The organism is Sphingobium sp. SG1, from assembly GCF_057063145.1.
This window is the reverse complement of sequence record NZ_JBVVOJ010000014.1, coordinates 1-21,283: the sequence shown is the minus strand read 5'-3', so window position 1 is coordinate 21,283 and position 21,283 is coordinate 1. Positions and strand designations below refer to the sequence as shown.

21 protein-coding genes are annotated in these 21,283 nt (G+C 65.8%); 8 read left to right on the top strand and 13 right to left on the bottom strand.

Going from position 1 to position 21,283, the window contains the following annotated elements; genetic code table 11:
- Positions 1 to 101: 101 nt before the first annotated feature.
- From AC0KVN_RS21880 to AC0KVN_RS21865, 4 genes are read right to left on the bottom strand one after another with little or no spacing between them, the layout of a single operon-like run.
- Complete coding sequence (locus AC0KVN_RS21880) at positions 102 to 908, bottom strand: enoyl-CoA hydratase/isomerase family protein (protein WP_367349564.1); 807 nt, start codon at positions 906 to 908, stop codon at positions 102 to 104.
- Positions 909 to 918: 10 nt separating this feature from the next.
- Positions 919 to 3,129, bottom strand: coding sequence for an acyl-CoA dehydrogenase family protein (locus AC0KVN_RS21875; RefSeq protein ID WP_435568051.1), 2,211 nt, complete (start codon positions 3,127 to 3,129; stop codon positions 919 to 921).
- 5 nt (positions 3,130 to 3,134) lie between these two features.
- Positions 3,135 to 3,968, bottom strand: coding sequence for a coniferyl-alcohol dehydrogenase (locus tag AC0KVN_RS21870; RefSeq protein WP_010336461.1), 834 nt, complete (start codon positions 3,966 to 3,968; stop codon positions 3,135 to 3,137).
- A gap of 22 nt (positions 3,969 to 3,990) precedes the next feature.
- On the bottom strand, positions 3,991 to 4,221 hold the full coding sequence (locus tag AC0KVN_RS21865) for a ferredoxin (RefSeq protein ID WP_004209034.1): 231 nt from the start codon (positions 4,219 to 4,221) through the stop codon (positions 3,991 to 3,993).
- A gap of 234 nt (positions 4,222 to 4,455) precedes the next feature.
- Between AC0KVN_RS21865 and AC0KVN_RS21860 the strand changes: the two genes are divergently transcribed.
- The 5 genes from AC0KVN_RS21860 to AC0KVN_RS21840 are packed head-to-tail and all read left to right on the top strand — an operon-like array spanning position 4,456 to position 9,010.
- On the top strand, positions 4,456 to 5,709 hold the full coding sequence (locus AC0KVN_RS21860; RefSeq protein ID WP_010336460.1) for a cytochrome P450: 1,254 nt from the start codon (positions 4,456 to 4,458) through the stop codon (positions 5,707 to 5,709).
- Entirely contained in the window at positions 5,709 to 6,113 is a 405-nt protein-coding gene (locus tag AC0KVN_RS21855) for a Zn-ribbon domain-containing OB-fold protein (RefSeq protein ID WP_004209032.1), read from the top strand. The genes AC0KVN_RS21860 and AC0KVN_RS21855 overlap by 1 nt, the downstream gene beginning before the upstream one ends.
- Positions 6,110 to 7,276 (top strand): thiolase family protein, encoded by a 1,167-nt coding sequence (locus tag AC0KVN_RS21850; protein ID WP_435568050.1) that lies wholly within the window; start codon positions 6,110 to 6,112, stop codon positions 7,274 to 7,276. Before AC0KVN_RS21855 ends, AC0KVN_RS21850 begins: the two co-directional genes overlap by 4 nt.
- 5 nt (positions 7,277 to 7,281) lie before the next feature.
- Positions 7,282 to 8,028 carry a DUF2889 domain-containing protein gene (locus AC0KVN_RS21845; RefSeq protein ID WP_435568049.1) on the top strand — a complete coding sequence of 249 codons (747 nt, stop codon included), beginning with the start codon at positions 7,282 to 7,284 and terminating at the stop codon, positions 8,026 to 8,028.
- A gap of 13 nt (positions 8,029 to 8,041) precedes the next feature.
- Positions 8,042 to 9,010 (top strand): alpha/beta hydrolase, encoded by a 969-nt coding sequence (locus AC0KVN_RS21840; RefSeq protein WP_435568110.1) that lies wholly within the window; start codon positions 8,042 to 8,044, stop codon positions 9,008 to 9,010.
- Positions 9,011 to 9,019: 9 nt separating this feature from the next.
- Here AC0KVN_RS21840 and AC0KVN_RS21835 read toward each other — a convergent pair whose 3' ends face one another.
- The 6 genes from AC0KVN_RS21835 to AC0KVN_RS21810 form a co-directional block, all read right to left on the bottom strand.
- Positions 9,020 to 10,027, bottom strand: a complete 1,008-nt coding sequence (locus AC0KVN_RS21835; RefSeq protein WP_435568048.1) for an LLM class flavin-dependent oxidoreductase — start codon at positions 10,025 to 10,027, stop codon at positions 9,020 to 9,022.
- Between the two features lie 78 nt (positions 10,028 to 10,105).
- Positions 10,106 to 10,945: a TauD/TfdA dioxygenase family protein gene (locus tag AC0KVN_RS21830; RefSeq protein WP_037521676.1), complete on the bottom strand. Its 840-nt coding sequence runs from the start codon at positions 10,943 to 10,945 to the stop codon at positions 10,106 to 10,108.
- Between the two features lie 73 nt (positions 10,946 to 11,018).
- On the bottom strand, positions 11,019 to 11,603 hold the full coding sequence (locus AC0KVN_RS21825; protein ID WP_234831948.1) for a TetR/AcrR family transcriptional regulator: 585 nt from the start codon (positions 11,601 to 11,603) through the stop codon (positions 11,019 to 11,021).
- 67 nt (positions 11,604 to 11,670) lie between these two features.
- Positions 11,671 to 12,423: an SDR family NAD(P)-dependent oxidoreductase gene (locus AC0KVN_RS21820; RefSeq protein WP_435568047.1), complete on the bottom strand. Its 753-nt coding sequence runs from the start codon at positions 12,421 to 12,423 to the stop codon at positions 11,671 to 11,673.
- Positions 12,424 to 12,460: 37 nt separating this feature from the next.
- Positions 12,461 to 13,282 carry a TauD/TfdA dioxygenase family protein gene (locus AC0KVN_RS21815; protein WP_206434215.1) on the bottom strand — a complete coding sequence of 274 codons (822 nt, stop codon included), beginning with the start codon at positions 13,280 to 13,282 and terminating at the stop codon, positions 12,461 to 12,463.
- Between the two features lie 104 nt (positions 13,283 to 13,386).
- Positions 13,387 to 13,899 carry a nuclear transport factor 2 family protein gene (locus tag AC0KVN_RS21810; protein WP_483656386.1) on the bottom strand — a complete coding sequence of 171 codons (513 nt, stop codon included), beginning with the start codon at positions 13,897 to 13,899 and terminating at the stop codon, positions 13,387 to 13,389.
- A 124-nt stretch (positions 13,900 to 14,023) separates the two neighbouring features.
- Here AC0KVN_RS21810 and AC0KVN_RS21805 point away from each other — a divergent pair, with 124 nt between their 5' ends.
- Positions 14,024 to 14,584: a TetR/AcrR family transcriptional regulator gene (locus AC0KVN_RS21805; protein WP_367349554.1), complete on the top strand. Its 561-nt coding sequence runs from the start codon at positions 14,024 to 14,026 to the stop codon at positions 14,582 to 14,584.
- Positions 14,585 to 14,681: 97 nt separating this feature from the next.
- The gene (locus AC0KVN_RS21800; RefSeq protein WP_435568046.1) at positions 14,682 to 16,133 is read left to right on the top strand and encodes a carboxylesterase/lipase family protein; all 1,452 of its coding nucleotides are present in this window, start codon (positions 14,682 to 14,684) and stop codon (positions 16,131 to 16,133) included.
- Here the strand turns inward: AC0KVN_RS21800 and AC0KVN_RS21795 are convergent.
- Genes AC0KVN_RS21795 through cysD form a run of 3 tightly spaced genes read right to left on the bottom strand, consistent with a single transcriptional unit; the run spans position 16,130 to position 19,763 of the window.
- Complete coding sequence (locus AC0KVN_RS21795; protein ID WP_435568045.1) at positions 16,130 to 16,861, bottom strand: 3'(2'),5'-bisphosphate nucleotidase CysQ; 732 nt, start codon at positions 16,859 to 16,861, stop codon at positions 16,130 to 16,132. The genes AC0KVN_RS21800 and AC0KVN_RS21795 overlap by 4 nt on opposite strands.
- A gap of 11 nt (positions 16,862 to 16,872) precedes the next feature.
- The gene (cysN, locus tag AC0KVN_RS21790) at positions 16,873 to 18,831 is read right to left on the bottom strand and encodes a sulfate adenylyltransferase subunit CysN (protein WP_483656385.1); all 1,959 of its coding nucleotides are present in this window, start codon (positions 18,829 to 18,831) and stop codon (positions 16,873 to 16,875) included.
- Positions 18,831 to 19,763, bottom strand: coding sequence for a sulfate adenylyltransferase subunit CysD (gene cysD, locus AC0KVN_RS21785; protein WP_313737922.1), 933 nt, complete (start codon positions 19,761 to 19,763; stop codon positions 18,831 to 18,833). The genes cysN and cysD overlap by 1 nt, the downstream gene beginning before the upstream one ends.
- A 191-nt stretch (positions 19,764 to 19,954) precedes the next feature.
- Here cysD and AC0KVN_RS21780 point away from each other — a divergent pair, with 191 nt between their 5' ends.
- On the top strand, positions 19,955 to 20,968 hold the full coding sequence (locus tag AC0KVN_RS21780) for an aldo/keto reductase (protein ID WP_435568043.1): 1,014 nt from the start codon (positions 19,955 to 19,957) through the stop codon (positions 20,966 to 20,968).
- Positions 20,969 to 21,283 lie beyond the last annotated feature (315 nt).

Sequence of the window (21,283 nt, the reverse complement as noted above, 5' to 3'; positions counted from 1 at the left end):
CACCCCCACCCGACCTCCCATCAGGATACCATGTCTGGGCGGTGGGGTGGGGGTGTGGGCTGGTGCCGATGCGCCGGAGGCGCATTTCTCCAAACGAACTCCTATTCCTTCTTGCCGCCAATGCCCTTCAGATAGCGTTCCATCCCCTCCAGATAGGCGGGGTTCAGCATCAGTGCGCTGTTGGCCATGCGTTCGACATGGCGCCCCATGGACGGACCGACTTCGGCGGCCAGCTCGATCGCGATCTTGGCGGCACCCATCTGCTCGCCATTCTGCTTGGTGAGGTGACGGCAGAAGGCGAGGGCCGCGTCCTCGAAGCCCTCGTCGGGCATCACGTCATGCACCAGGCCCATGATGAGCGCACGGTCGGCATCGGCCTTCTGATTGCCCATAATCAACCAGCGCGCCCAGTGCGGGCCGCAGATGCGGGTCAGACGGCTGACCCCGTTGGAGGCCGGCAGCACGCCGAACAGCCCTTCGGGGAAGGAGAAGGCGGCCGACTTGGCGGCCAGGCGGAAATCGCAGGACAGCGCCATTTCCAGTCCGCCGCCGACGCAGGTGGCGTGGATGGCGCAGACGATCGGCTTTTCCACATGCTCCATCTCGTCATAGATGCGTTGCATCCCGTTGAGCTGGAGCCGGTGATTTTCGCGGATGCCGCTGGGCGTGCGGGGATAGTCCCTGGGCGACCCGCCGCTCTTCATGTCCGCGCCGGAACAGAAATAGCGGCCGGTCGATCGGACCAGCATCACCTTCAGGTCCGGCGTGTCGCGGAAGCGGATCAGCGCCGCCTCGAACAGCGCCATCGTCTCCGCCGACAGGGCATTGAGCTTGTCCGGCCGGTTCAGCGTGGCGATGAGGATGCCATCCTGTTCCTGCGTCAGCAGATGGGGCGCGTCGTCCGTCATGCGATCTTCCTCAGGCGCGGGTGCGCGGCAGGCCCAGGCCCTTTTCCGCGATCATGCTGCGATGCACCTCGCTGGTGCCGCCATAGATGGTCGATCCCTGGGCGTGGCGATAGAACATGTTGATCTCCTCCGCCGGTCCCTTACGCTTGGACAGCGAGGCCGGGGCGGTAAGATCGAGCAGGTCGCGCGCGTCGGTCAGGAACTTCTCCGAACTGAACATCTTGGCCATCGGGCCATAGGCATGGTTCGGCTTCTTTTCCGACATCACCCATTGGGCGCGATAGGTGATGAGTTCCGACGCCCATAGATTGGCGGCGGTGCGGGCCAGCCGCGCCTGTGCGCCACCATCCTCGATCAGCGGCCTGCCCCGGTGGATAAGTTCGCGACAAAGGGCTTCGCCGGCCTGCAGCATCTTGCGCTGATATTTGGCGAAGCCGCCGCCATGTTCCAACTCCAGGCTGGCACTCATGGTGCGCACGCCGCCGTCGATCTCGCCCAGCCGCCAGCTATCGGGGATGCGCACGCCATCATAGAAGGTGATGTTGGTACGCTCGTCCTGGAAGGTGTGGACCGGCTGCACCGTGACGCCATCGGCCTTCAACGGCACGATGAACATGGTGAGGCCCTTATGCTTGGCCACGTCCGGGTTGGTGCGGCAGAGCATCAGCACATAGGTGGACAGGTTGGCGCCCGACGTGAACATCTTGGTGCCGTCGATCCGCCAGCTGCCGTCGGCCTCCTGCGTCGCGCGGCATTGCGCGGCGAACACGTCGGAGCCCGATCCGGGTTCGGAATAGCCGAGCGAACAGATCACCTCGCCGCGCATGATTTCCGGCAGCACCGCCTGCTTCAGCTCCTCGGTGCCAAAGCGGTGAATGATGAGCGACACCATCTGCGTCACATTGGCGGCGGGGTTGTTATATCCCTGCTCCTCGAACGCATCCATCGCCGCCGTCTTCTCATAGGCGGACAGGCCCCGGCCACCCACATCCTTGGGCAGGCCGAGATAGAGGAGATTCTGCGCCGCCAGCTTGCGGTTGAGGGTGGGGTTATAGCCCTCCCAGCTATAGTGGAAGGTTGCCCGCATCTCTGGCGTCACATTGGCCGCGAAGAAGGCGTTGATCTCGTCCTTGATCGTCTGCGCGGCTTCGCCCAGGTCGAAATCGACCGGCATCGGCCCGGCGTCGGGAAGGGCGGCGGCCTCATCGGCGTAGAGCCGGCGGCCGGCCTCGTCGAGCCAGCGCTGCGGATCGCCGCCGATCAGCGGCCAGGCCTTGGCCCGCAGATTATAGAGGAAGATGTCATATTCGGTGGTGAGGCCATAGCCGCCGAAGGTGTGGAGCGATTGCGCCACTGCCTTGGCCGCGCTCTGGGCATTCCACCAGGCGGCGATCGAGATCGCGCCGCCGGCTTCGGGTGCGCCATCGGCCAGGTCGCGGATCGCCTTCCACACCAGGAACTTGCCGCCGTCGATCTCGCAGAGAATGTCGGCCAGCGGATGGGAAATGGCCTGGAACTGGCCGATATATTGGTCGAATTGCTTGCGCTCGCAGGCATAGGCGGCGGCAAGCTTGAGCGCCTCGCGGCCGATGCCGGCCAGGCCGGCGGCGATCAGCAGCTTCCATTCCTCAATCCCGGCGGCGAAGGTCGCCAGAGCCTCGGCCCCCGAAGCCAGCACCGTGCGCGGATGCGCCGACAGGTCGGTCTGCGCGATCGGGGTGGAGGCGAGATTATCCTCCGCCTTGCGCGCCTCTGCCGGCACGGTGACGAGGATGATGTCGTCGCCCGACCGGGCCAACACCGCTTCGGCCACCAGACCACCGCCGATCCACTGGACGGGCGTGTCCGCCACATCCTCGAAGGCGAAGCTGGCGACCGCATCACCCGCCAGCACCCGGCCGAGCAGGTCGGCCGTCGCCTCGCCGCCCAGTTGCGCCAGCAAGCGCGCCGCCACCAGCGCTTCGGCCAGCGGCCCCGAAGCCAATGTCCGGCCCGCTTCCTCCATCAGGATGGTCGCGTCGAACAGGCCGAGGCCCAGGCCCCCGGCCTCTTCGGGCACGCGGATCGACAGTGCCCCCAGTTCCGCCAGCCCCTGCCACAAAGCGGGGTCGAAGCCGGTCGGCGCGGCGGCGCGGACCCGCGCCATGCTGCTATGTTCGTCCAGGAAGCGCGCGAACATGTCGCGCATCATCTCCTGATCGTCGGTCAGGTCGAAATTCATGGGGCTCAGGCCTCGGCGGGCGCCGAACGCCGCATCATGACGCTGAGGTCCACCTGGCCGGTGGCGACGCCGCCCATGAAGCCGCCATCGACCGGGAAGACCACGCCATTGACGATGCCGGCCAGATCGCTGTTCAGCAGGACGATGCCGCCCGCCTGTTCGGCCGGGGTCGAGTAACGGCCCATCGGTTCGGCGGCGGCGGCGACCACATCCTTGCCGGACGCGGCCTCGAACGTCGCCATCATCGGCGTCTGGGTGGGCGAGGGCAGGGTGCAGTTGATGCGAATGCCCTTCTTGATGAGATGCGCGCCCATATACTGGGTCCAGACGATCACATTCTCCTTGGAGAAGCTGTAGCCTTCCTTGACCACATCATCGAGATGCGCCTCGCACCAGGCGACGGCGGCGTCATAACCCTTGGTGGTGACGAATTCCATGTTGGTCGGGATGCGGCGGCTCCAGCCCAGGCCGCCGGTGGAGGCGATGCTGGCGATCGCGCCACCCGGCCCCATCAGCGGCAGCACCTGTTCGGTCAGGTGGCGCAGGCCGATGAAGTTCACCTTCATGACGTCGAGCGGCGGGAAGGACTGGGGCAGGCCAGCGCAGTTGAACAGCGCATCCACCTTGCCACCGATGCCGGCCACCGCCGCCTCGATCGAGGCCGGGTCGCGCAGGTCGACATTGGTGAAGGAGGCGAGCGGCAGGCTGCTGTCCCTGAAGTCCAGGCCATGAACCTCGGCGCCCAGTTCCAGCAGCAGCTTGGCGGTCGCCTCCCCCATGCCGGAGAAGCAGCCGCTCACGATCACGCGCTTGCCCTTATAGCCCAAAATGTCGCTCATCTCGCTCTCCCGGATTCTCTGATTATGCCTTGGCCTTGGGCGGCCAGCTGATGCTGCCATCATCTTCCTCGACGACGATGATGCGTTCGGGGCAGGCGCGCGCGCCGCGCTTGGCGGTCTGCTGCTCGCCATCTGCCACGTCGAAACCCTCGGTCGCGATATAGCCGTCCTCGTCCAGCGGATACATGTCCTCGGACACGGCGGCGCAGCGGGCATTGCCCACGCAGCCTGACTTTTCGATGCGGATTCTCATCTGCCCTCTCCGGCTATTCTGACCTTCCTTAGAAAGGAGATTACGGCCCCGATCAACGTGGCCCCCGGCACAATCGCCATCGCGATACGGAGCCGCGACGCGGATCGTCGGTGCGTTATCTGGCATCGCCGCACCCAGCCCCTTTGCCTTTGCCGGGCCGCCGGGCAAAACGGGTCCGACAAGAAGGGACGCGTCCTGCACGCGCCCGCCCCAGCAGGGAAGACGGAGAGAATCATGGCCCACGCCACCTTGAGCCCCGCCGCGCCACAGCCGGCCCATGTGCCCGACGCGCTCGTCTATGATTTCGATGTCCATGCCGATCCGGGCCTGCTGGCCGATCCGCATGCGCGCATCCTCGACCTGCTGAAGACGGCGCCGCCGGTCTTCTGGACGCCGCGCAATGGCGGCGGCTGGGTCGCGCTGACCCACGCCGCCAATTATGAAGCGTCGCGCGATACCGAAACCTATTCCAGCGAGTTCGTGCCGGCCGACAAGATGAAGGCGCTGCTCGCCTCGCTGCCGCCGGGCGCGCCGCATATTCCGCAACCGATCCCGATCACGCTCGATCCGCCCGAGCACACCAAATATCGCCAGCCGCTGCAGAAGGTCTTCTCGCCCAAGACGATCGCGGCGCTCAAGGATAGCATCCGCGAACTGGCTGGCGAGCTGATCGACGCGATCAAGGCCGATGGCCAGTGCGAGTTCATGAGCACGGTGGCCGAGCCGCTGCCGGTGCAGGTCTTCCTCAAGATGCTGGGCCTGCCACTGGAACGGCTGCCGGAATATCGCCAGATCGTGAAGGAGCATATGGAGGCGATCGATACCGATCGCGAAGGCTCCATGCGCCGCTTGCAGCGCATTGCCGCAGCGATGCGCGACACCGTGCTGGAGCGCAGGGATAATCCGAAGGACGATATCATCTCCATGCTGTGGAAGCTGGAGGTGGACGGCCAGCCGAGCACGCTTGCCGACATGGAGAATTACGGCGTGCTGCTGTTCATCGCCGGCCTCGATACGGTGATGAACGGCATGGGCCTGGCCATGCGCGGCCTGGCGCTCGACCTGCCATTGCAGGCAAAGTTGCGGGCCGAGCCCAAGCTGGTGGCCGAAGCCGCTGAGGAAATGCTGCGCCGCTATACCTTCACCGTGCCGATGCGGGTCATCAAGAAGCCGGCCGAACTGGCTGGGGCCAAGATGATGCCCGGCGACATGCTCAAGCTGTTCCTGCCCGCCGCCGATCTGGATGCGAAAGAATTCCCGCAGCCCGACAGCTATGATCTTGACCGCGAGAACAATGTTCACATCGCCTTCGGTGTCGGCCCGCATCGTTGCCTGGGCTCGCATCTGGCGCGCGTCGAATTGCAGGTTCTTTATGAGGAGATGCTGGCGCGTCTGCCCGAATTCCGGCTCGATCCGGCCAAGCCCACGGTCTTCCATGGCGGCCATGTGATCGGCATCGAAAGCCTGAACCTGGTCTGGGACGTCTGATGGTCTGGCAACGTTCGCGCCCGCGCCTCGATCGGGAAAATCGCGCCTTCTGGACCGGCGGGGCGGAGGGGAAGCTCAACATCACCCGCTGCGACGATTGCGGCCAGTTCACCCATCCGCCGCGCGAGATCTGCCGCCATTGCCAGTCGGAAAATGTCGGCCCCCATGCGGTCGCCGGCACCGGCGCGGTCGATACCTACACGATCAACTATCAGGCCTGGGCCAAGGATATGGAGGTGCCCTTCGTCATCGCCCGTGTCCGGCTCGACGACGTGCCGGGCGTCTATCTGACCACCAATATCGTCAATTGCCCGGTCGATGCCGTCGACATGGATGACCGCGTCCGCGTCACCTTCGAGGAGCAGGACGGCATCTGGTTCCCCCTGTTCGAGAAGGTCGCATGAGCATGGCGCGCGAAGCCTATATCACCGGCATCGGCATGTCGGAGGTCGGCGTGCGGCTGACCCGGTCGCCGCTGGGCCTGACACTGGACGCCGTGCGCGAGGCGATTGCCGACGCCGGCCTGACGCTCGACCAGATCGATGGTGTCGCCACCTATCCCGGCAAGATGTCGACCTTCCTCGGTTTCTCGCCGGTCAGTTCCGACGATGTGATCGAGATATTGGGCCTCAACACACGCTGGCATATCGGCGCGGCCGAGGCGACGGCCCAGCTGGGCGCGATCGCCGAGGCGGCAATGGCGGTGAAGGCCGGCCTTGCCCGCCATGTCCTGTGCTTCCGCACCGTCTATGAAGCGGCGGCGTTGGCCCGCCCCGAAGAATTTCCGCCGATGGAACGGCGCAAGGATGTGTCGGGCAATTCGCAATGGGTCTCGCCCTTCGGCGCCTTTTCGGCCGCCAACTGGACCGCGCAATTCGCGATGCGCCACATGAAGCGCTATGGCCTGACCCGCGAACAGCTCGCCCAGGTGGCGTTGAACGATCATGCCAATGCCGCGCGCAACCCGCGCGCTATCGTCAAGAAGCCGCTGACCATGGACGAGTATATGGCGGCGCGGATGATCAGTTCGCCCTTCTGCCTCTATGATTGCGATCGTTTCACCGATGCCTCGACCGTACTGATCGTGTCGGCGGGGGATGCGCTGGACGAGGTGAAGACGACGCCGATCCGCATCGCGGCCAGCGCCGGATCGGTCGAGCGCTACAGCTGGGACCAGGCCGAATGGGCGAGCGCCTATCCGACCGGGCGCGACCTGTGGAACAACACGGACTACACGGCCAAGGATGTCGATACCGTCCAATTTTATGACGGCTTCGCCTTCCAGCCGATCACCTGGCTCGAAGGGCTGGGCTTTTGCGATGTCGGCGAAGGCGGCCAGTTCCTCGAAGAGGGCAAGCGCATCGCGCTCGACGGCGAATTGCCGATGAACACCGGCGGCGGCCAGCTTGGCTGGGGACGGCTGCACGGCTTTGGATTTGCCTATGAATCGGTGGTGCAGTTGCGCGGAGAGGGCGGCGCGCGCCAGATCGCTGGCGACCCGAAGGTGGCTGTGGCGACATCGGGTGGCGGCCCCATGGCGGCGGCGCTGCTGCTGGCGAAGGACTGATCGCGATGGACAGCGGCATGCTGGACATGCTGCCCGGCTTTCGCCGTCGCTTCCTGGTGACGCCGCGGCCCGGCCGGGTGACGGCGGCAGTCGAGGATGACTATCACAGCATGGCCGTCATCCTGCACCATGACGGCGCGCGCATCAGCGGCGTCGACGCGATCATGGAGCGGGTGCCCTGGACTACCTGTCCGGGCGCGCCTGCGGTGCTGCAGGCGACCTTCACCGGTGTCGCGCTGGCTGAGGCGGCGGCGCGGGGCGAGAAGAAGGCGAACTGCACCCATTTGCACGACCTGGCCGTGCTGGCCGCCGCCCATGCCGGCGACGATGCGCCGACCCGTTACGAGATTCTTGCCTGCGATCCGATCGAGGATGAGGCGGTGGCCGAAATCCGCCGCAACGGCGCGCCGGTGCTGCAGGTCGCCCATCGCCGCCATGTCATGGTCGCGCCCGCCGAGATTGCCGGCCAGTCGCTGATGAAGCTGCGCCTGTGGATCGACGCGCTGGATGAGCCCCGGCGTGAGGCCGCCCGGCTGCTGCAATGGGGCACGATCCTCGCCAATGGCCGGCTGATTCCGATGGAGCGGCAATCGACCGCGACCCGCGTGCCGCCCAATTGCTTCACCTTCCAGCCGGAAAATGCGGTCCATGCGATCCGCGTCGGCCGGGTGATCGACTTCACCGCCGAACCCCTGGTGCCGCTCGACCATTTCGATGGCGCCGCCTATGACCGGCCGCGCGACGCTCAATAGAGGAAACGGGACGATGGACGAGGCGCGGCAACTGGTGGCCCCCGAATTGCGCGCGGCGCTCGACCTCTTCCCGCCGCTCGACCTCAGCGATCAGACGATCGCCGCCTTCCGCCAGCCCTTTGCCAACCGCCCAGCAGAACCAATGCCCGATGCGCTGGCTGCCGTGCAGCGGGAGGAAGTCTTCCTGCCCGGCGCGCCCGGATCGCCCGATGTCCGCTGCCTGCTCTATCGCCCGGCCGAGGCGATTGGCGACGCGCGGCGGCCGGCCTATCTCCATATTCATGGCGGTGGCTTCGTGCTCGGCATGGCCGATATGAGCGACCTGTCCAACCGGGCCTGGGTGGCGCAGCTGGGTTGTGTCGTCCTGTCGGTCGATTATCGGCTGGCGCCCGAAACGCCGTTTCCCGGCGCGCGCGACGATTGCTACGCGGCGCTCGGCTGGCTGCATGACCAGGCCGACGCGCTGGGCATCGACCCCAGCCGCATCGCGGTCGGCGGCGAGAGCGCGGGTGGCGGCCATGCCGTGGCGCTGGCGATCCATGCCCGCGACCTTGGCGCCTATCCGATCTGCTTCATGCTGCTCGACGCGCCGATGCTCGACGATCGCACCGGCAGCAGCGCGCCGCATCATCCGGTCACCGGCCGGTTCGTCTGGACCCCGGCGCAGAATCGCTATGGCTGGGGGGCTTTACTCGGACAGGACGCCGGAACCGACCTTGTGTCCGTGCAGGCCGTGCCGGCCCGCTGCCCCGACCTGTCCGGCCTGCCGCCCGCCTTCATCAGCGTCGGCGCGCTCGACCTGTTCCTGGAGGAGGATATCGACTTCGCCCGCCGGCTGATGGCGCTCGGCATCGCAGTCGAACTCCATGTCACGCCCGGCGCCTATCATGGCTTCGGCCTGGCCGGCGCCGATACGCCGCAGATGCAGGCGCTCCAGGCGATGCGCCTCGCGGCGCTGCGCCGCGCCTTGCAGGGGAACTGACGCCGCCCTTCAGAAGGCGGGCATCACCCTGTCGGCGAACAACTGGGCATAGGGTTGGAATTTCGCCGGCGGCAGGCCCGGCGGGAGCATCATCATGATATGCTCGACATTGATGCGTTGCTGCATTGCGCGGAAATGGTCGATCGCCGCGTCGGGGGTCAGGATCTGCAGGATGCCGCTGCGCTTGAAGGCGTCGAGCGACATGGGTTTCAGCGCCACCTTGTCGATGCCGGACGCCTGATCCTCGGCCAGCCATGCGCCATAAGTCTCGTTCACATGGTGGAAATAGGGGGCCATCTCCGCCATCGCCGCCTCGGGGTCTTCGGCGACCAGGGTGAACAGGCTCTGGATGCGGATGCGCGCGGCGGCCGGGTCTTTCCCCTCGGCGCGCAGCTTGTCGGCATAAAGGCCGCACACCTCCTCATTGCCGAAATAGCCGTCGGCATATTTCGCCACCCGCGCCAGCGCCTTTTCGGCAAAGCCGCCGATATAGAGGGGGATGCGGCCGCGCGGCGCGGCCGGGCGCAGGGTTGCGCCGGCGATGCTGTAATGTTGCCCGGCAAAATCGACCGTCTCGCCCGCCCATAGCCGCTGGACGATTGCCAGAAACTCGTCGAAGCGGGCGCCGCGCTTGCCGAAATCGACGCCATAGGCCTGAGTCTCGCGGCGGCGGTAGCCGATTGCCAGCGCCATCTCCAGCCGGCCGTCGGACAGGATATCCAGCACCGCGCACTCCTCGGCAAAGCGGACCGGATGATAGAGCGGGGCGAGCGCGATCGCCGATCCCAGCCTGATCCGGCTGGTGCGCGCCGCGATCGCCGCCAGCGCGACATTGGGCGCGGGCATGTAACCATCCTGCGCGCCATGATGTTCGGGCACCCAGGCACCGGCAAAGCCCGCCGTCTCGCTCCAGGCGACGAAGTCCAGTATCTCGGCATAGAGATCGGCCGGGCGCCGTTCCCATTGGGGCGGGTTCCGGAAATCATAGAGATAGCCGAAGGTCAGCGGATTGCTCATGACGATGCTCCGGGGGCAGGGCAAAACGCCCGCCAACCCGGTGGGGCGGCGGGCGTGGAAAGGCCGTGGGGCCGATCCTTATTCGAAGGGTTCTTCGCCCTGCAGCTTGGTACGGTGCATCATGCGGTTGCAGTCGGGATCATATTTCTCGGCCCGGTGCATGGTGCCGGTATTGTCCCAGATGACCAGGTCGCCGACGCTCCATTCATGGCTGTAGCTGAATTCCTCGCGGGTCGCCCATTCGCGCAGCCCGACCAGGATTTCGGCGCTGGCATAGGGATCGAGATCCTTGACCCGCTGGGCGGTGCAGCCCAGCACCAGCGACTTGCGGCCCGACTTGTGGTTCCACACCAGGGGCAGCTCATTCTCGCCGACCTGGCGCATCCCCTTCAGCTTGGCGAGGCTGGGCTCGGGCTCATAATAGAAGACCGTCGCCCAGACCGAGTGGATCACGCGCAGCTTCTCATACTCCGCCTTCTGCTCGTCGGTCAGCGCCTCATAGGCGGCATAGGTGTTGCAGAAGCCGGTATTGCCGCCCCAGGTGGCGGGCACCTTGCACGACAGCAAGGAGGCGAGGATCGGCACATCGTTCATCGTGCCGTCGATATGCCAGTAGAGCGAGCCCTTGAGATATTCGGCGCTCTGCGGATTTTCCTTCACGTCGAGGGTGATCTTGTGGATTTCCTCGCCACCGCGATGCTCGGGGGCAAAGGCGCCCAGCGTCTTGGTGAAGGCGATCTGTTCCTCGTCGGTGAAGTCGATCTTCGGGAAGACCAGCACGCCGCGCTGTTCCAGCAGCTCGCGGATCTGCGGCGCCAGCTCGCCGGCCAGCAGTTCCTCCTTGCTGTTGAGGATGCGGCTGCCGATGCTCGGCTTGATATCTTCATGCACGAAACGGGTAATGGTGGTGGCGGACATGCCTTGCTCTCCTATGCATCCCTGCGCGTTTGAACACATGTTCAACATGCTTGCATGGAAAAGTCAATGCCTCTCATTTTTTGGGCGGCAGCAATTCGTCCAATAGCGCCTCGACCGAAGCGCGCGCGTCGGCATGTCCGCTCGCGACCCCCATGTCGGCTTCCATCACCAGGGTGCGGCCGACGGCGGCCAGCAACAGGCTGAGGCCCGCCGCCGTCACCTTGTGATCGGCGAGTCGATCCCCCAGCAACTGCTCCATCAACTGCGCCTGGCGATCTCGCATCGCTTCGCTGTGGCGGGCGATCTCGGCGCGGATCGCCTTGCGGTGATTGGCCATGGCGACAAATTCCATCGCCAGCGCGTTGCGGCTGGGGTCGGAGAAGAAGCGCCACAGTGCCCGCACCGGATCGGCGCTGGTCAGCGCCGCCTCGATCATCGCGTCGCTCTGTTCGGCGCCGCGGCGGAACACCGCCAGCAGCAGGTCGTCGGTGGTCGGAAAATAATAATGGACCAGCGAGGGCGGCAGTTCGGCGCGCAGCGCCACCCGGCGCGAACTGGCGGCGGCATAGCCTTCGTCGCGGATCACCTGTTCGGTGGCCTCCACGATCCGGGCGCGGGTTTCGGAGCTTTCGGCGCCGACGCGACGTTTCTGGACCATGGCTGGAGCATAAATGGCCGGGCCGCCCATGCAAGCGTCCCGGCTCTCATCGCCAGATGCGGTCCTGTTAATGCGACCCCATATAGCGGCCGCCATTGGTGCTGATCGTCTGGCCGGTGATGTAGCTGGCCTCTTCCGACGCCAGATAGGCGCAGGCGGCGGCGATATCCTCGGGCTTGCCGATCCGCTTCATCGGCAGCGTCTGGGCAAAGGCGTCGGCGTCGATCGGCGCGGCGCGCAGCATCGGCGTGTCGATGAAGCCGGGGGGCACCATGTTGAAGGTCACGCCGCTCGGCGCGAATTCCAGCGCCAGCGCCTTGGTCATGCCCATCAGGCCACCCTTGGACGAGACATAATGGCCCTGGGCGAAGGAGCCCGACTGGACCGAGGAGGAGGTGATGTTGATCACCCGACCCCAGCCGGCGGCCAGCATGTCGGGCAGCACTTCCTTGGTCAGCAGATAGGGGCCGCGCAGGTTGATGCGGATGACCTTGTCGAACAGATCGTCGTCAATGTCCATGAACGGGGTGAAGGGGGCGATGCCGGCATTGTTCACCAGGATGGCGATCGGCCCCAGCTTGGCGCGGGTCTCTTCCGCCGCCGCATGGATCGCCGCCTTGTCCGAACAGTCGACGGTGATGGCGATGGCAGTGCCGCCTGCCGCCTCGATCAGCTTGACGGTCTCGGCCGCGCCGTCGCCATTAATGTCCCACACCGCGATCTTGGCCGTATCCTCGGCCAGGCGCAGCGCGATCGCGCGGCCAATGCCCGATCCTGCACCCGTGACCACGGCCGTGCGGCCGTTGAGAGACCTCGTCATCGCAATTCCTTCCTATATGTCAATTTCGGTGTCGCTTTCAGGCGCCGACCAGTTGCTCGATCGCCTCGATCGTCGTGCGGTGCATCATCCGATTTTCTTCCAGCGGATAGGGATCGACCCGGTGCATCGTGCCGCTATTGTCCCAGATCAGCAGGTCGCCCTCCGTCCAGTCGTGGCGATAGACGAATTGCGGCTGGATCGCCCATTCGCGCAGCCTGGACAGCAGCACGCGGCCCTGCGCCGGGTCCATCCCCTCGACATGGTCGGCGGTCGACCCCAGAACCAGCGACTTGCGCCCGGTCTCATGGGTCCAGACCAAGGGATGGACCTTGGGCGTGCGCATCTGCCAGAAATTCAGCTCCGCCACGGTGGGTTCGGGGTTCACATAGCGCTGCGACGTCTCGAAGCTGTGGACCACGCGCAACCCGTCATAGGCCGCCTTCTCTTCGTCGGGCAGGTCGTCCCAGGCGGCATAGGTATTGGCGAAATAGGTGCTGCCCCCGGTCCTGGACAGCGACTTGGCGTTCAGCGTCGCGGCGAAATTGGGCACATCGTCGCTCGCCCCGTCGATATGCCAGAAGAAGGCGCCCTTGATATATTCGGCGCCGGGATTCTCCTTGGGGTCGATCGTCACCTTGAAGATGCCGCCTTCGCCCTGCGGCTGGACCCGGCCCAGCGTGTGGGAAAAGGCCAGCTGATCTTCGCGACTCATGTGCAGCCCACGCACGATCAGCACGCCGCGCTGCTGCAACAGCGCCAGGATCGTGTCGGCGTGGGCGCCCGACACCAGGGTTGCCGCGTCGGTCCGGATTTCGGTGCCGATGCGGGCGGTCAGGTCGATCGTCGAAAAGGCCATCATCCGCTCCAGCGGGCGCCTGTCGCGCCGCTCTTCTTGGCTATCATCAACAGGATTGTTGATTTGACTGTCAAGGAAGCGGCGGCGACATCGCTGCGGCGAAGCCGTTACCGACCGGCCCCGCGCGCAAACAGCGGCGCCAGCAGCGCATAGCTGGGATCCTTCACCGGCACCGGCTTGTCGCCATGGTCGGCGGCGGGTTGCAGCAGCTTCATGTCGAAGCTCACCACCCGCTTGGCGAAGCGCCACTGGCCATCGACGCGGCGATAGCTGTCGATATAGCGCACCCCCTGGATGTCGTGCAGCAGCCCGCCCTTGCCGTCGGGGATCAGGTGCCAGGCAATGGCATAGACCTCGCCCTCGCCGGTATCGCCATCGACACTGACCAGATGGTTGCAGACGAAATGATTGCCGATATGCATGTGCGGCAGCGACGCTTCGAGAAAGGCGACATAGCCATCGACCGGCCCGTCATAATAGGCGCCATGGCTGTCGGTCGCGTCGTCGGTATAGAGCGACCGGATCAGCGCGAAATCCTGCCGGTCGACCCCGCGCGAATAGAGCTGGGCCAGTTCCCTGATCTCTTCCCTGGCTATCAGTGTCTCGATCCGGTTGTTCATGGCGTGCTTCCTCTCCTGTCGGGCCGGACCCTAGTCGGGCAGGGGCGCCGGGCAATGGGGCGGGGGCGGATCATCGGCCGGGCGATCCTCCCCTCTGTTCAGGCGGGTGCGAAGGCCCTAAGCCATGGCCCCGATGGATAATCTGCCGACCGACGCGCGCCAGCTGCGCTCCCGCCGCCAACTGCTCGACGCGATGCTCCACCTGCTGGAAACCCGCCCCTATGATCAGGTGACGATCCGCGAGGTCGCGCGCGAGGCGGAGGTCGGCTACGCCACCTTCTTCCGCCATTATCCGTCCAAGGATGCGCTGCTGCACGATCTGGCGGCCGGACAGATCGCCGACCTTTTGCAACGCGCGCTGCCGATCCTGTTCGCCGATGATGCGCGCCAGTCCTGCATGACCCTGTTCGCTTATGTCGGCGAACGGCGCGCGCTCTGGTCGGCCTTCCTGACCGGCGGCGCGGCGACCATGCTCAAGCAGGAATTTTCTGACCAGGCGCGCCAGCTGGCGCAGCAGAGGCCGCATGATGCCGGCTGGCTGCCCGACGAACTGCGCATCGTCTTCGCGGTCAGTGCCACGGTCGAGATTCTTGCCTGGTGGCTGCAGCAGGAACCCGATTATCCGCTCGATCGCATGGCGGAAATTCTCGACCGGCTGGTCGTCACCCCTTCGATGCAGCCCTGATCGGGCAGGGGCATCGCCCCGCCGCTATCTCCGCCCCGTGCGTTGGCGCCTGATCCGGCGCCGCCTAGCATCTTCGCCGCAAGACGGGAGGGGCGGCATGGACGGATTGACGGTGACGACCACGGCCGGGCCGGTGCGCGGCATCCGGACGAACGGCGTGCGATGCTGGCGTGGCATTCCCTATGCACGGGCCGACCGCTTTGCTGCCCCGGAGGCGCCGACGCCCTGGAATGATGTGCGCGACGCATCACGTCCCGGTCCGCAATGTCCGCAAATGTATGGCAATCAGGCGAAACGGGCGCGGCTCTCCATGCCCGACTTTGCCGAGGATTGCCTGTCCCTCAACATCCATGTGCCCGACGGCGCGACCGGCCCGCTGCCGGTCTATGTCTGGATTCACGGCGGCGCCTTCGTCGCGGGTGGCGGCCATAGCTATGACGGCAGCGATCTCGCCCGCGACGGTGACATCATCGTCGTCACCATCAACTATCGGCTGGGCGTGCTCGGCTTCGTCAATTTCGGCGCGGTCGTGCCGGGCATCCCCTCCAATCTCGGCCTGCGCGACCAGATCGCGGCGCTCGCCTGGGTGCGGGACAATATTGCGGCCTTCGGTGGCGATCCGGCGCGGGTGACGGTCGGCGGTCAGTCGGCCGGCTCCATGTCGGTCTCGCTATTGCTCCACGCCCCGGCCGCGCGCGGCCTCTTTGCCGGGGCGATCATGCAGAGCGGCGCGGTCAGCCTGATCCATGGCCGCGACCGCAGCGAACAGGTGGCGCGCGATTATATGGCGGCGCTCGGCAACCCCGATCTCGCCGCGCTGCGCAGCATGGACCTCATCCGCCTGTTCGAGGCGCAGGGCGCGGCCGGTGCCGCCAATCCCGGAACTATTCCTGCCGCCCCCTGGTTCGACGGCGACCTGCTGCCCGCCTCGCTGGCGGATGCGGTGGCGGAGCCGGCAGCGCCGGTGCCGTTGCTCGCCGGCGCCACGCGTGAGGAAATCCGCCTGTTCGAACTGATGCCCGGCGATATCTTGCCGACCGGCTGGCCGGCGCTCGAAGCCTTGCTCCATGCCCAATTGCCGGCGGATCATGCGGCCCGTATCCTCGCTACCTATCCGCGCGACAAGGCGGGGCGCCGCGCGCTCGCCACCGATCTCACCTTCCTGATGCCGACGCGCCATTTCGCCGATCGCCAGTCGGGGCAGGCGCCGACCTGGTTCTATCGTTTCGACTATCGCCATCCGATCGCCGGCGCGGCCCATGGGCTCGATCTGACCCTGACCTGGCCGTTGCGCGGCCTGCGCGCCGCCTTGGCGCGGGGCGGGCCAATGCGCGGGCGTCGGGCTGCGCTCGGCCGGCGGATGACCGATCATATCGCCCATTTCGTCCGCCATGGCGCGCCAGAGCCGGACTGGCCCGCCTATCATGTCGATCGACCGGCAGTGAAGATCTTCGACCTGGCGGATCGAATGGAGGTGGACCCCGACGGTGACCGTTGGCGCGCCTGGGCGGGCGCTGATGTCGGTGCCGGACTGGCGACCCGCGCCTAGCCCTTCAGTGCCCCCAGCACGCTGTCGGCATGTTCGCGCCGACAGATGAGGAGGTCAGGCATATATGTGTCTTCTTGGTTGTAGATGAGCGGCGATCCGTCGATTCGGGATGCGTGGAGGCCGTGTGCGAGTGCGACGGCGGCGGGCGCGCAGCTGTCCCATTCATATTGGCCGCCGGCGTGGAGATAGATGTCGGCCTGGCCCAGGATCACGGCCATGGCCTTGGCGCCAGCGCTGCCCATGGGCACCAGTTCGGCGCCGAGCGCCTCTGCCACCGCGACCGCCTGGGGGGCGGGGCGGGTGCGGGATACGACCATGCGCAGCTTCTCGGGCGCGGGCGGCACGACACGCGGCTGGTCGGTGCGCAGGACGATACCGTCTTCATGCCCCGGCAGCGCGACCGCGCCGATGGTGGCGACGCCATCAATGGCGAGGCCGACATGGACGGCCCAGTCGGCGCGCGCCTCGCCATATTCGCGGGTACCGTCGACCGGATCGACGATCCACACGCGGCTGTGCTGGAGCCGCGCCCCGTCACAGGCCATTTCCTCGGAGAGCAACCCGTCCTCGGCCCGCTGTTCCCGCAGCGCATGGACGAGGAACTGGTTGGCGGTCTGGTCGCCGGCCTTGCCGAGCGCCCTGGCGCTGAACAGGCCCGAGGCGCGGACCTCCAGTAGCAGGCGGCCGGCGGTCTCGGCGAGATGGGCGGCGAGGTCCGCGTCGGTCATGCTGCCCTCTCTCATTTGAGCGGCATGATCTTGCGGATGATATGCTCGGCGGCTTCCTCCGGGGTCATCTCGACGGTGTTGACCCGGATTTCGGGGCTGGTGGGCGCCTCATAGGGACTGTCGATGCCGGTGAAGTTCTTGAGGCTGCCCGATCGCGCCTTCTTGTAGAGGCCCTTGACGTCGCGCGCCTCGGCGACCTCCAGCGGCGTATCGACGAAGATCTCGATGAACTCGCCGTCCGGCAGCATCTCGCGCACCATCTCGCGCTCGGCGCGGAAGGGGGAGATGAAGGCGGTCAGCACGATCAGGCCCGCGTCGGCCATCAGCTTGGCAACCTCGCCGACGCGGCGGATATTCTCGATCCGGTCTGCCTCGGTAAAGCCCAGATCCTTGTTGAGGCCATGGCGGATATTGTCGCCATCCAAGAGGAAGGTGTGGCGGTTCATCAGCGCGAGCCGCTTTTCCACCTCATTGGCGATGGTCGACTTGCCAGAGCCCGAGAGACCGGTGAACCAGAGGATGCGGGGCAGCTGGTTCTTGAGCGCGGCATGGGCCTCGCGGCCGATGTCGGTCGCCTGCCAATGGACGTTCTGGGCCCGGCGCAGCGAGAAGTGGAGCATGCCCGCCGCCACGGTGCGGTTGCTGATCTTGTCGATCAGGATGAACCCACCCAGGGTCCGGTTATCGGCATAGGGCTCGAACGTGATCGGCTTGTCGGTCGCCAGTTCGGCGACGCCAATGGCATTCAAGTCCAGCGTCTTGGCGGCCAGATGCTCCATGGTGTTGACGTTGACGACATATTTGGGCGCCTGGACGGTGGCCGAGACGCTCTGCGTGCCGATCTTGAGCCAATAGGGCCGGCCCGGCAGCATCGCCTCGTCATCCATCCACACGATGGTCGCCTCGAACTGGCTGGAGACCTCCGGCGGATTGTCGGCCACGGCGATGACGTCGCCGCGCGAACAGTCGATCTCGTCGGCAAAGCAGAGCGTGACCGACTGGCCGGCGATCGCTTCGTCCAGGTCGCCGTCACCACCGGTCCCGCTTGCCGGGCCGGTACCACCCGGCATCGTGACGATGCGCGAGATGGTGCTGGTCTTGCCCGAAGGCAGCACCCGCACGGCGTCGCCCGGCTTGACCGATCCGCTGGCGATCAGGCCGGCAAAGCCGCGAAAGTCGAGATTGGGGCGATTGACCCACTGGACCGGCATGCGGAAGGGCTTGGCCGCCGCGGTGGTGGCATCGACCTCGACGCTTTCGAGATGCGCCATCAGCGTTGGGCCCTGATACCAGGGGGTGTTGTCGGACCGGGCGGTGATATTGTCGCCCTTGAAGCCGGAGATGGGGATGGGCGTGAAGGCGCTGATGCCGATCGATTGCGCGAACGCGGCATAGTCCGCCACGATCTTGTCGAACACGGCCTGATCATAGCCGACCAGGTCCATCTTGTTGACGGCGAGCACGATGTTGCGGATGCCGATCAGGTGGGCGAGGTAGCTATGGCGCCGCGTCTGGGTCAAGATGCCCTTGCGCGCGTCGATCAGGATGACGGCCAGGTCGGCGGTGGAGGCACCGGTGACCATGTTGCGGGTATATTGTTCATGGCCGGGCGTATCGGCGACGATGAACTTGCGCTTCTCGGTGGCGAAGAAGCGATAGGCGACGTCGATGGTGATGCCCTGTTCGCGCTCGGCGGCGAGGCCATCGACCAGCAGGGCGAAGTCGATCTCGCCGCCCTGGGTGCCGACGCGCTTGCTATCGGCCTGCAGCGCTTCGAGCTGATCCTCGAAGATCATCTTGCTGTCATAGAGCAGCCGCCCGATCAGGGTGGACTTGCCGTCGTCGACGCTGCCGCAGGTGATGAAGCGCAGCATGGTCTTGTGCTGGTGGACGTCGAGATAGGCGTCGATGTCCTGCGCGATGAGGGCATCGGTCTGGTAGACGGGGTCCTGTGTGATCACGTCGGACATCAGAAATACCCCTCCTGCTTCTTCTTCTCCATGCCGGCGCCGCCGGCATCCTTGTCGATGGCGCGGCCCTGGCGCTCGGATGTGGTGGTGAGCAGCATCTCCTGGATCACCTCCGACAGGGTGCTGGCCTCGCTCTCGACCGCGCCGGTGAGGGGATAGCAGCCCAGTGTGCGGAAGCGGATCGAGCGTTCGACCGGCACTTCGCCCGGTTCAAGCGGGAAACGGTCATCATCGACCATCAGCAGCATGCCGTCGCGCTCGACGGTGGGGCGGGGGGCGGCGAAATAGAGCGGCACGATCTCGATGCCCTCGAGCTGGATATATTGCCAGATGTCGAGCTCGGTCCAGTTGGAGATGGGGAAGACGCGGATGCTCTCGCCCTTGGCCTTCTTCGCATTATAGAGGTTCCACAGCTCGGGCCGCTGGTTCTTGGGATCCCAGCCGTGGGAGGCGGTGCGGAAGGAGAAGATGCGCTCCTTGGCGCGGCTCTTCTCCTCGTCGCGGCGCGCGCCGCCAAAGGCCGCGTCGAAGCCGAACTTGTCGAGCGCCTGCTTCAACCCTTCCGTCTTCCACATGTCGGTATGGAGGGCGCCATGGTCGAACGGGTTGATGCCGCGGGCCTGGGCCTCGGGATTATGATGGACCAGCAGTTCCATGCCCGCGTCGCGCGCCGCCTTGTCGCGCAGATCATACATCGCCCGGAACTTCCAGGTGGTGTCGACATGGAGCAGCGGGAAGGGCGGCGGCGAGGGATAGAAGGCCTTCTTCGCCAGATGCAGCATCACCGCCGAATCCTTGCCCACCGAATAAAGCATCACAGGCCGCTCCGCCTCCGACACTACCTCCCGCAATATATGTATGCTCTCCGCCTCAAGGCGCTGAAGATGGGTAAGGTTCCGGGTCATGGGCTCGCTCGCGCCGCAGGGCGGCATAAGGGTCTATAATGTGCCGTCGAAATGACCCCGCTGCGTCCGCCGGGCAAGATTGGCTTTATTAAGCCGGGTAAACCCCATCTTCTTTCGTCCTGCTGGGTGAAGGCATGACCAAGGGCATGACAGAGCGGAGAGGCGGACCTATCTCATGCGTCACGCACGGCCCCAACCGACAGGATGTTTCCCACCCCATGACGACCGCTCTTCCCACCCGCCGCCTGGGCGCACTCACCGTTTCCGCCATCGGCCTTGGCTGCATGAACCTCTCCCACGCCTATCTGCCGCGCCCGTCTGCGGACGAGGCCGAACGGCTGCTGCGCCATGCGCTCGATGTCGGCGTGACCTTCTTCGACACCGCCGCCCTCTATGGCTTCGGCGCCAATGAGGAATTGCTCGGCCGCACCATCATGAACCGCCGGGCCGATTTCACTCTCGCCAGCAAATGCGTGCTGGCCGAGATTGACGGCAAGCGCGGCCTCGACGGCTCACCCCAGGCGATCACCCGCGTGCTGGAGGATTCGCTGCGTCGGCTCAGGACCGACCATATCGATCTCTATTATCTCCATCGCCTCGACCCGAAGGTACCGATCGAGGAATCGGTCGGCGCGCTGGTGCGCGGCGTGGAGGATGGCAAGATCGGCGCGATCGGCCTGTCGGAAATGTCGGCCACGACGATTCGCCGCGCCCATGCGGTCCATCCGATCACCGCGGTGCAGACCGAATATTCGCCCTGGAGCCGCAACCCGGAGGTCGCCGTGCTCGACGCCTGCGCGGAACTCGACATCGGCTTCGTGGCCTTTTCGCCGGTCGGCCGCGGTCTGCTCGCCGGCGGGGTTGGGCCACAGGGCGTGCCGGAGGGGGATATTCGTGGCGCCATGCCGCGTTTCCAGCCGCCCCACCTTGCCCATAATCTGGTGTTGGCAACGAAGCTCAACGGGCTCGCCGACGAAGTGGGCTGCACCATGGCGCAGCTCTGCCTGGCCTGGCTGCTGTCCCGTCGTGATTTCATCGTGCCGATTCCCGGCACGACCAACATGGCCCATCTCGACGAGGATCTGGCGGCGGCCAGGCTCGATCTGCCGCGTCCGCTGCTCGACCGCGTCGACAGCCTGTTCGATTTCAGGGCGGTGTCGGGGCCGCGTTACCCGCGCGATGCGCAGGCGCAGATCGATACCGAATTGTGGGAAGGCGAGCCGCTGGCCTGATTCTCGCACCGATTCTCCCCTGATTCCCGATTCTTGCCGCAGCAGGATCGGGATTCGGATGGAGAGGCGTGGGACCCGGCGCCCAATCCGGTTCCGGAAACGCATTTTTATTACAAGCGCGTGAAATCTCCGAAATGCCCGAAAGGCCGGGCTTTTCACGCGATCGGGAGGGGCCGCATTCTCAACTTTCGGAGGGGAAATTCAAAAAGGGCGGAATTTCGCGGTTGACCGAATCAAATGCCCCGCCTAGAGGGCTTTTCACCGGACGGGGCGCTGCCAAACGGAAGCGCTCGGAACGGTCGCCCACATAGACGG

What these genes read in the sequence shown, in the direction of transcription:
- AC0KVN_RS21840 (WP_435568110.1), top strand. Translation starts at nt 8,042, where the DNA reads ATGGACGAGGCGCGGCAACTGGTGGCCCCCGAATTGCGCGCGGCGCTC.
- AC0KVN_RS21875 (WP_435568051.1), bottom strand. Translation starts at nt 3,129, where the DNA reads ATGAATTTCGACCTGACCGACGATCAGGAGATGATGCGCGACATGTTC.
- AC0KVN_RS21830 (WP_037521676.1), bottom strand. Translation starts at nt 10,945, where the DNA reads ATGTCCGCCACCACCATTACCCGTTTCGTGCATGAAGATATCAAGCCG.
- AC0KVN_RS21865 (WP_004209034.1), bottom strand. Translation starts at nt 4,221, where the DNA reads ATGAGAATCCGCATCGAAAAGTCAGGCTGCGTGGGCAATGCCCGCTGC.
- AC0KVN_RS21880 (WP_367349564.1), bottom strand. Translation starts at nt 908, where the DNA reads ATGACGGACGACGCGCCCCATCTGCTGACGCAGGAACAGGATGGCATC.
- AC0KVN_RS21845 (WP_435568049.1), top strand. Translation starts at nt 7,282, where the DNA reads ATGGACAGCGGCATGCTGGACATGCTGCCCGGCTTTCGCCGTCGCTTC.
- AC0KVN_RS21825 (WP_234831948.1), bottom strand. Translation starts at nt 11,603, where the DNA reads ATGGTCCAGAAACGTCGCGTCGGCGCCGAAAGCTCCGAAACCCGCGCC.
- AC0KVN_RS21795 (WP_435568045.1), bottom strand. Translation starts at nt 16,861, where the DNA reads ATGACCGACGCGGACCTCGCCGCCCATCTCGCCGAGACCGCCGGCCGC.
- AC0KVN_RS21800 (WP_435568046.1), top strand. Translation starts at nt 14,682, where the DNA reads ATGGACGGATTGACGGTGACGACCACGGCCGGGCCGGTGCGCGGCATC.
- AC0KVN_RS21850 (WP_435568050.1), top strand. Translation starts at nt 6,110, where the DNA reads ATGAGCATGGCGCGCGAAGCCTATATCACCGGCATCGGCATGTCGGAG.
- cysN (WP_483656385.1), bottom strand. Translation starts at nt 18,831, where the DNA reads ATGTCCGACGTGATCACACAGGACCCCGTCTACCAGACCGATGCCCTC.
- AC0KVN_RS21780 (WP_435568043.1), top strand. Translation starts at nt 19,955, where the DNA reads ATGACGACCGCTCTTCCCACCCGCCGCCTGGGCGCACTCACCGTTTCC.
- AC0KVN_RS21810 (WP_483656386.1), bottom strand. Translation starts at nt 13,899, where the DNA reads ATGAACAACCGGATCGAGACACTGATAGCCAGGGAAGAGATCAGGGAA.
- AC0KVN_RS21805 (WP_367349554.1), top strand. Translation starts at nt 14,024, where the DNA reads ATGGCCCCGATGGATAATCTGCCGACCGACGCGCGCCAGCTGCGCTCC.
- AC0KVN_RS21815 (WP_206434215.1), bottom strand. Translation starts at nt 13,282, where the DNA reads ATGATGGCCTTTTCGACGATCGACCTGACCGCCCGCATCGGCACCGAA.
- AC0KVN_RS21855 (WP_004209032.1), top strand. Translation starts at nt 5,709, where the DNA reads ATGGTCTGGCAACGTTCGCGCCCGCGCCTCGATCGGGAAAATCGCGCC.
- AC0KVN_RS21820 (WP_435568047.1), bottom strand. Translation starts at nt 12,423, where the DNA reads ATGACGAGGTCTCTCAACGGCCGCACGGCCGTGGTCACGGGTGCAGGA.
- AC0KVN_RS21860 (WP_010336460.1), top strand. Translation starts at nt 4,456, where the DNA reads ATGGCCCACGCCACCTTGAGCCCCGCCGCGCCACAGCCGGCCCATGTG.
- AC0KVN_RS21870 (WP_010336461.1), bottom strand. Translation starts at nt 3,968, where the DNA reads ATGAGCGACATTTTGGGCTATAAGGGCAAGCGCGTGATCGTGAGCGGC.
- cysD (WP_313737922.1), bottom strand. Translation starts at nt 19,763, where the DNA reads ATGCCGCCCTGCGGCGCGAGCGAGCCCATGACCCGGAACCTTACCCAT.
- AC0KVN_RS21835 (WP_435568048.1), bottom strand. Translation starts at nt 10,027, where the DNA reads ATGAGCAATCCGCTGACCTTCGGCTATCTCTATGATTTCCGGAACCCG.